Below are 8,376 nucleotides of genomic sequence, written 5' to 3' on the forward strand. Positions count from 1 at the left end.
CAGATCAAGAGCCCCGACGACCTCGACCGGCTGCTGCGCTGGTGGCTCGGGTCCAACGCCAAGGCCGCCGGGATGCCGGACGGCCGGCTGGCCGAGGCGTTCTGGGTGATGGACACCGCCTGACCGCTGGTGGGGGCGCGCTCAGCCCCCGCCGCGCAGGTCGAGCAGCATCCTGGTGTTGCCAAGGATGTTCGGCTTGACGTGCTCCAGCCCGAGGAACTCCGCGACGCCTTCGTCGTACGAGCGGAGCAGCTCCTCGTAGACCGCGGGTTCGACCGCGCTGGCCTCGAACGGGCGGAAGCCGTGCCCGGCGAAGAAGTCCACCTCGAAGGTGAGGCAGCAGACCCGGTTCACACCGACCGCCCGCGCCCGGTCGAGCAGGGCCTCGAGCAACGCGTGCCCCACCCCGCCACGCTGGCAGGTCGGGTCGACGGCGAGCGTTCGTACCTCGGCAAGGTCGGCCCAGAGCACGTGCAAAGCCCCGCAGCCCACGCCGACTCCGTCGACCTCGGCGACCAGGAACTCCTGCACGTCTTCGTAAAGCGTGACCGTCGGCTTGTCCAGCAGGACGCCCTTCGGGGCGTAGAGGTCGACGAGCCGGCGGATCAGCGCGACGTCGGAGGTACGCGCCGGGCGGAGCGTGAGCGTCACGCGGTGACGGGGACGTCGGCGGCGAGCTCGGCCTCGAGGCAGGCCTGCTCGGCTTCCCGGCACCGAGCGCCGGCCAGCTCGCCCAGCGCGTCGGAGACCGCGTCCTTCTGCGCCGCGGACAGCCAGTCCAGATAGTGCTCGCGGACGCCCCGGACGTGCGTGGGGTACGCCGCGACCAGCCGGGCCATGCCGAGCGGGGTCAGGACCGCGTAGACCACCCGCGCATCCGCTCCGCAGCGCTGCCGCTCGACCAGCCCTTCGCGGGCCAGCTTGTCCACCAGCCGGGTCAGCCCGCTCGGCGTGAGCACGGCATGGGTGGCCAGCTCGGTCATCCGCAGCCGCTGGTCGCCGGCCTCGGACAGGTGGGCGAGCACCTCATACGCCGGCAGGGACAGCCCGTGCTCGGCCTCGAGTTCGGCCTCGAGCCGGCGGACCACGCGGCTGTGCGCGCGGATCAGCGCGTGCCAGGCGCTCATCTCCGCGGCATCCAGCGGCTGGGTCGAGCAACCCCCTTCGGTGGCCATGCGTTCAGGATACGGCCATCCCGCGGATATTTGCGATCGCAAGGAATATGTCGTAGGGTGGGTGCGTTGGTTGCGGTAACAACTATTCAAGGAGCAAGCAATGACAGCGACCACCGTCACCGCTCCGGTCAGCGTGACCGGCGACTACGACCTCGACTCCGCGCACAGCCGGATCGGCTTCGCCGCGAAGCACGCGATGGTCACGACCGTCCGCGGCGCCTTCACCGGCTACACCGCCACCGTCCACCTCGACGAGGAGAACGTGGCGAACAGCTCGGCCCGGATCGAGATCGATGCCACGAGCATCGATACCGCGAACTCCCAGCGCGATGACCACATCCGTGGCGCCGACTTCTTCGAGGTCGAGAAGTACCCGACCATCACCTTCGTCAGCACCGCTGCGGAGCAGACCGATGACGACACCTATGTCTTGACCGGTGACCTCACCATCCGGGGCATCAGCAAGCCGGTTGCCGTCACCTTCGAGAAGACCGGCGCTGCCGTGGACCCGTGGGGCAACTTCCGGGTCGGCTTCGAGGGCGCCGGCACGATCAACCGCACCGACTGGGGCGTCAGCTTCAACGCGCCGATCGGCACCGGCGGCCTGCTGGTCAGCGAGAAGATCAAGCTCGAGTTCGACCTGGCCCTGGTTCGCAAGGCCTGACCGCAACCTGCCCACCACCCTGTGGCGCTGTCCCTTTCGGGGCAGCGCCCAGTGCTGTCCGAACTGCCGCGCGCAGCGGATGGCAGGCTGGCAGCCATGAGTGAGACCGACGAGGTGTGGGACCGGCGGCGGACGTCGTTCGGCAGCGCCGCCGAGAACTACGCCGGCGGACGGCCGCACTACCCGCGGGAGCTGCTCGAGTGGGGCGCGCCACCGGGGGCGCGTACCGTCCTCGACCTCGGTGCGGGCACAGGGATTGTGACGGCCGGGCTGCTCGAGCTCGGCTTCGATGTGGTCGCGGTCGAGCCGCTCGAGCAGATGCGCGACCGGATCCCGGCAGCAGCCGAAGCGATCTGGGGCACCGCCGAGCAGATCCCGCTGGCCGACTCCTCGGTCGACGCGATCTACGTGGGGCAGGCGTGGCACTGGTTCGACGAGCAGGCGGCCCTGGCGGAGACCGGGCGGGTGCTGCGCCCCGGCGGCCGGTTGGTGCTGATGTGGAACATGCTCGACGCAGCCGACGATCTCGCCCGTGAGATCGCGGACATCACCGAGGCCGAGGAGCGGACCGACCTCGTCGAGGCCGAAAACCTGCCGTCGCCGTACGGCGAGGATCCCCACTTCGAAGCGGTGGAGCGCCGGCTCCTGCTGCATCGCCAGCCGTATGACGCCGACCGGCTGGAGCGCTTCGTGCTCTCCCGCAGCCAAACGATCCTGCTCGAGCCGGAGGCCCGCGCCGCGCTGCTCGCCCGGCTGCGGGCCGCGGCGCCGTCGGGGCGGTTCGACCTCGCGCTCGGCTGCGAGGCCTGGCGGGCGACCTACCGCTGAGTACGATGCCGCGCATGCCTCGATCCGTTGCCTTCCGCGCCGCCATCGCCGTACTCGCCACCGGAGCCCTGGCCATCACCGCGGCCGGCGTGGCCCCGGCGTCTTCGGCCAGCCCGACCACCCACTTCGCGCTGCCGAGCATGGCCTACCGCGCGCACGACTACGCCCACGGACAGGCGATGAGCATCCTGCCGCCGGGTGAGAACGGAACCGCTACCCAAAGCGAGCTGCTCAAATACGCGATCAACGGAACCCGGCCGCCGCACAGCCAGGACCAGCTCGGCAAGTACGAGAAGCTGCTCTACGGCTACTCGAAGCTCACCGACGGCACGCTCGGCAAGTACTACGACGACGAGTCCTTCGGCGTACCGAAGAAAGACGTGTTGCGCAAGGAGGAGCCCTCGGCCACCGGCTATCCCAAGGGCAGCGTCGTCATCGTCCGCGACCAGCACGACGTACCCCACATCTACGGCGCGACCAATGAGGACGGCGCGTTCGGGGCCGGCTACGCGCAGGCGCAGGACCGGCTGTTCCTCATGGACGTCCTGCGCCACTACGGCGCCGGCGACCTGAGCTCGTTTGCGGGGCCGACCTGCGCCGACGAGCAGATGGACCACGACCAGCTGCTGCTAGCGCCCTACTCGCAGGCCCAGGGCGACGCCCAGGTCAACGCGTTGCCGAAGGAGTTCGGCAAGCAAGGCCTGCTCGCCAAGAACATGATCGATGCGTACGTCGCCGGCGTGAACGCCTGGATCGCCAACACCCAGGCGCACCCGTCAGAGCTCGACGGCGACTACATCGGAACGTCCACCGCGACACCGACCGACTGGACGCCCGCGGACGTCGTCGACGTCGCCGGCCTGATCGGCGGCATCTTCGGCCGTGGCGGCGGCATCGAGGTGGCCAACTCCGCGCTCTACACCTACCTGCAGCACAAGCTGGGCAAGAAGGCGGGCGCCGAGGCGTTCGGGGAGTTCAAGGAGCAGAACGACCCGAGCACGCCGACGACGGTCGTCGGCAAGAAGTTCCCGTACGAGACGATGCCGAAGCACGTGAACACCAAGCTGACCGCCATCCCCGACCACCCACTGGCTGCGCTCAAGGGTGGTCCCACGGACACGACCGCCGGCTGCAGCAACTCCGGACAGGACCTGCAGGTGCTGAAGGACATCGCTGCGCTTCGGAGCGTGCCGTCCGACATGAGCAACGCCCTGGTGGTCGACGCCAAGGACACCAAGGCGCATCACCCGATCGCGGTGTTCGGACCGCAGGTCTCGTACTACTCGCCGCAGATCCTCACCGAGGAGGAGATCTCGACGCCCGGGTACCACGCCGAGGGCGCGTCGTTCCCCGGCACGGGCCTGGTGGAGCTGGGCCGCGGCGTTGACTACGCCTGGTCGGCCACCTCGGCCGGCACCGACCTGATCGACCAGCGGCTCGAACTGGTCTGCGACCCGGACGGCAAGACTCCGACCGCGACCGAGAAGTACTACCGCTACAAGGGCAAGTGCGTCGCGATGAAGCACGAGACCTTCGACGAGACCGGCTACACCGGCACCCTGAAGAGCGGAACCGCCGTTCCGATCAACCACGACATCTATCTCACCCGGCACGGCGTCGTACAGGGCTGGACGACCGCCGACGGTGGAAAGCCGGTCGCTGTTGTCGACCAGCGCTCGACGTTCAACCATGACGTCGACTCGGTTGTCGGCTTCCTGCACTGGGGGGAGCCGAAGCTCACCCGCGGCGTCAAGGGCTGGGAGGCCGGCGCGCACGACGTGGGCTACACGTTCAACTGGTTCTACGCCGACAGCAAGCACATCGCGTACTACGTCAGCGGCAAGGACCCGATCCGGGCGAAGCACGCGGACCCGAACCTGCCGACGTGGGGCACCGGCGACGCGGAGTGGCGGGGCTACCTGCCGGCCTCGAAGCACGTGCACGAGACGGATCCGAAGCAAGGCTTCTTCGTCAGCTGGAACAACAAACCCGCGCCGGCGTTCTCGGCCGCGGACGACCAGTACGGCTACGGCCCGTCGTACCGATCGCAGATGCTGGTCGCCCAGCTGAAGCACGAGATGAAGGTGACGCACGACAAGCTGACCCGGGCCGACGTCGTCAAGGCGATGGAAACCGCGGCGAGTCAGGACCTCACCGGCCTCACCGTGCTGCCGCGCCTGCTGACCTACGTCAAGGGCCACAAGGAGCCCAAGGGCGTCACCTCGATGTTGAAGGTGCTGGCGGCCTGGCACAAGGCAGGTGCACACCGGCGCAAATCCTGGGCGGGGGCGAAGCAGTACGAAGACCACGCCGCGATCGCGATCATGGACCAGCTCGAGCCGCGGCTGATCGAGTCGGTCTTCAACCGGCTGCTCGCCGGTCCCGGCCTCGACGGGCCGGGTACGGCGAAGGGCGGCTTCAACCCGACGTCGGGCGGCTACCGGATCCTGCCGATGGGGTTCGTCGACACGCCGAATGGCAACGGGTCCAAGCACGGCAGCTCGTACGACGGCGGCTGGGAAGGCTACATGGAGAAGGTGCTCGAACAGCTCGACGGCAAGCACCCTGTTGACCCGTTCACGCACGTGGTCACGAAGAAGTGGTGCACGAGCGGCCCGGCCAGCTGCCGCGGCGCGATCAACCGCGCGCTGCTCGCGACCTACCAAACCCTGAAGAAGGAGAACGGCAGCGCGAAGGTCAGCTCGTGGACCGTGGACAGCGCGCTGCTCGCCGATCGCACGGCGACCGGTCAGAAGAAGGAGACCATGCCTGAGTACGACGCCATCGAGTTCGCGCCGTTCGGTCTGATCGGCCAGCCGCAGATCAACTGGCAGAACCGACCGACCTTCCAGCAGGTGATTCAGTTCCCGGCTCACCGGAAAGTCTGATCGGCTGCGACACGACCAGCGACAAACTCACTGAATAGCAAGGGATTGATAGCGTTGGCCGGTGTCTCAGCCGACGCTTGATGCCCCGCGGAGTCGGGCGCTGCGACGAATCCGTCGGCTGCTCATCGTGCTCGTCGGCCTCGTGGTCGCCGCGTACGTCCTTCGTTACGCACTGAACGGCTTCACGGGCATCGACGCGAACCTGCTGTGGTTCCGTTCGGTCCATAGCGAGTTCGTCTACACGCGCATCTTCTGGACCGAGTTCGTGCTGTTCGCGATCTTCGGCAGCCTGATGGCGATCGCGATTGCCGGAAACCTGCTCGTGCTGCACCACTACCGGCCGAAGAAGTTTCGTCCCGATCCGGGCCGTCAGCGCTGGCGCTACAACTTCACCCGGGTCGAGCCGCGGTTGCGGTGGTGGCTGTTCGCGGCGCTCGTGCTGTACTTCGGCGTCACGATGGGCGCCCGCGCGTCCGGCAGCTGGCAGACCTGGCTGCAGTGGCGGCACGCGACGTCATTCGGGCAGAAGGACCCGCAGTTCCATCGCGACATCTCGTACTACCTGTTCGTCTACCCGATGCACCGGCTGGTGCTGACCCTGCTGTTCCGGATCGTCGCGACCTCGCTCATCGTCGTCCTCGTTTCGGCGTACATGTACGGCGGAGCGCGGTTGCGCGGCAGCGGGCCGCGGCTGACCCGCGCAGTCCGGGCCCAGCTGTGCCTGATCATCGGTGCCTACCTGATCCTCAAAGTCTTCGCCTACTGGCTCGACCGGCTGGCCCTCGTCACCTCCAACCGCGGTCTGGTGACCGGACCCGCCTACACCGACGTGCACGCCCTGCTACCCGGCAAGTTCGTCCTGATGATCATTGCGGCGCTCTGCGCGGTGCTGGTCTTCGCCGACATCTATGCCCGCAACTCCCGCCTGCTGTTCGCCGGCCTGGGCGTGATGATCGTGAGCGCGGCCGTCTTCGGTGTCGCGTGGCCGACCGTGGTCCAGCAGTTCCGCGAGAAGCCCGCCGCCTCGTCGGTGGAGCTGCCCTACATCGGGCGTGGCATCAAGGCCACCCGCGACGCCTTCGGGCTGACCGGAAACGTGACCGACGTCCAGTACCCCGGTGCGCAGAGCCTGACCGGAAGCGCGCTGCAGGCCCAGGCCGACGACAACGGTCAGATTCGTCTGCTCGACCCGAACCAGCTCTCCCCCACCTTCAACGTCAAGCAACAGGTACAGAGCATCTATGGCTTCAAGTCGACCCTCGACATCGACCGCTATCCGATCGATGGAACCAATCAGGACGTCGCGATCGCGGTTCGTGAGCTCACGCTCTCCGGGCTGCCGAGCTCGCGCCAGACCTGGACCAACACCCACCTCGTCTACACCCACGGCTATGGAGTCGTCGCTGCTCCGACCGACAGCTTCACGTCTGACGGGCTGCCGAAGTTCACGGAGCACGGCCTGCCGCAGCAGGGCCCGATACCGATCAGCCAGCCGCGGATCTACTTCGGGCAGATGTCGCCGTCGTACTCGATCGTGGGCGCCCCGCCCGGCAGCAAGCCGCGCGAGTTCGACCTGCCGAGCTCAACCGCGAGCGGCCAACCGCAGGACTACACCTACACCGGTGACGGCGGGATCCCCGTGCACTCGCTGCTCAACCGGTTCGTCGAGGCCTACCAGGCGAAGAGCCTCAGCCTGCTGTTCTCCAGCGAGATCAACAAGGACAGCCAGCTGCTCACCATCCGCAACCCTCGGTCGCGGGTAGCCGCGGTCGCGCCCTGGCTGACCCTCGACGGTGATGTCTACCCGGTCATCGTCAACGGCCAGATCGACTGGGTCGTCGACGGCTACACCACGTCGAACAACTATCCGGACTCCCAGCAGATCAACCTGCGCTCGGCGACGACAAGCACGCTGACCGCGAACGGGTCGTCGGTCACCCAACCGAGCACATCGATCAACTACATGCGCAACTCGGTGAAGGCGGTCGTCAACGCCTACACCGGCCAGGTCACTCTGTATGCCTGGAACCAGTCGCCGACGCCGGACCCGGTCTTGCAGACCTGGGAGAAGGCGTTCCCCGGACTGGTGCAACCGCAGTCGAAGATCCCGGCTGCACTCCTCCCGCATCTTCGCTACCCGCAAGACCTGTTCGACGTCCAGCGGCTACTGCTGACCCGCTACCACGTGACCAACCCGAGCGCGTTCTATGCGGGCAGCAACTTCTGGAACATCCCGGTCGACCCGACGGTCGCCGCGACCACCCGGATCAACTCGCTGGGCAAGAAGGTCACGGTCAGCGCCCCGACCATCGCCTCGACGTACATGACGATGTCGCCGGACGGCGAGTCATCAGCGGAGTTCGCGCTATCCAGCCCGATGGTGACGCTCAACAGCCGGAACCTTTCGGCCGAGCTCGTCGTCAACTCCCAGCCGGGGCCCGGCTACGGGAAGATGACTCTGCTCGAGCTGCCGACCAGTGGGCGTTCCGCGGCCTCACCGGCGGAAGTCCAGAACGACATCGAGTCCGATCCGACGGTCTCGCAGAAGCTGACCCTCCTGCGGGGCGGAAACTCGAGAGTCGTGCTCGGCAACCTGCTGACGATCCCGCTGGCCGGTCAGATGTTGTACGTCGAGCCGATCTACACCCAGGCAAGGTCCGGCACGACGTTCCCGATCCTGCAGAACGTCGTGGCCATCTACGGCAATGGAAGGCCGGCCTTCACCAAGACATTGTCCGCCGCGCTCACACAGGTCCTGCACGTCCCGGTCACCTGACGGAGCCTCAACAGATGGCCTTGGTCGACTCGGGTACGCCGGTCG

6 protein-coding genes are annotated in these 8,376 nt (G+C 67.5%); 4 read left to right on the top strand and 2 right to left on the bottom strand.

Annotated elements, in window-relative coordinates; genetic code table 11:
* Positions 1-141: 141 nt before the first annotated feature.
* Both VME70_00700 and VME70_00705 read right to left on the bottom strand, forming a co-directional pair.
* Positions 142-651, bottom strand: coding sequence for an amino-acid N-acetyltransferase (locus tag VME70_00700; protein HTW18713.1), 510 nt, complete (start codon positions 649-651; stop codon positions 142-144).
* Positions 648-1,175, bottom strand: coding sequence for a MarR family transcriptional regulator (locus VME70_00705; protein HTW18714.1), 528 nt, complete (start codon positions 1,173-1,175; stop codon positions 648-650). The genes VME70_00700 and VME70_00705 overlap by 4 nt, the downstream gene beginning before the upstream one ends.
* Positions 1,176-1,275: 100 nt before the next feature.
* On the opposite strand from VME70_00705, the gene VME70_00710 reads away from it, so the two are divergent.
* From VME70_00710 to VME70_00725, 4 genes are all read left to right on the top strand, one after another.
* On the top strand, positions 1,276-1,839 hold the full coding sequence (locus tag VME70_00710; GenBank protein HTW18715.1) for a YceI family protein: 564 nt from the start codon (positions 1,276-1,278) through the stop codon (positions 1,837-1,839).
* A gap of 96 nt (positions 1,840-1,935) precedes the next feature.
* A complete protein-coding gene (locus tag VME70_00715; protein HTW18716.1) occupies positions 1,936-2,667 on the top strand; it encodes a class I SAM-dependent methyltransferase in 732 nt (243 codons plus the stop codon).
* Between the two features lie 14 nt (positions 2,668-2,681).
* Positions 2,682-5,555, top strand: coding sequence for a penicillin acylase family protein (locus VME70_00720; protein ID HTW18717.1), 2,874 nt, complete (start codon positions 2,682-2,684; stop codon positions 5,553-5,555).
* Between the two features lie 61 nt (positions 5,556-5,616).
* Positions 5,617-8,331, top strand: coding sequence for a UPF0182 family protein (locus VME70_00725; protein ID HTW18718.1), 2,715 nt, complete (start codon positions 5,617-5,619; stop codon positions 8,329-8,331).
* Positions 8,332-8,376: the final 45 nt, after the last annotated feature.

The sequence above is a fragment of the Mycobacteriales bacterium genome (assembly GCA_035504215.1).
Classification (GTDB): domain Bacteria; phylum Actinomycetota; class Actinomycetes; order JAFAQI01; family JAFAQI01; genus DATAUK01.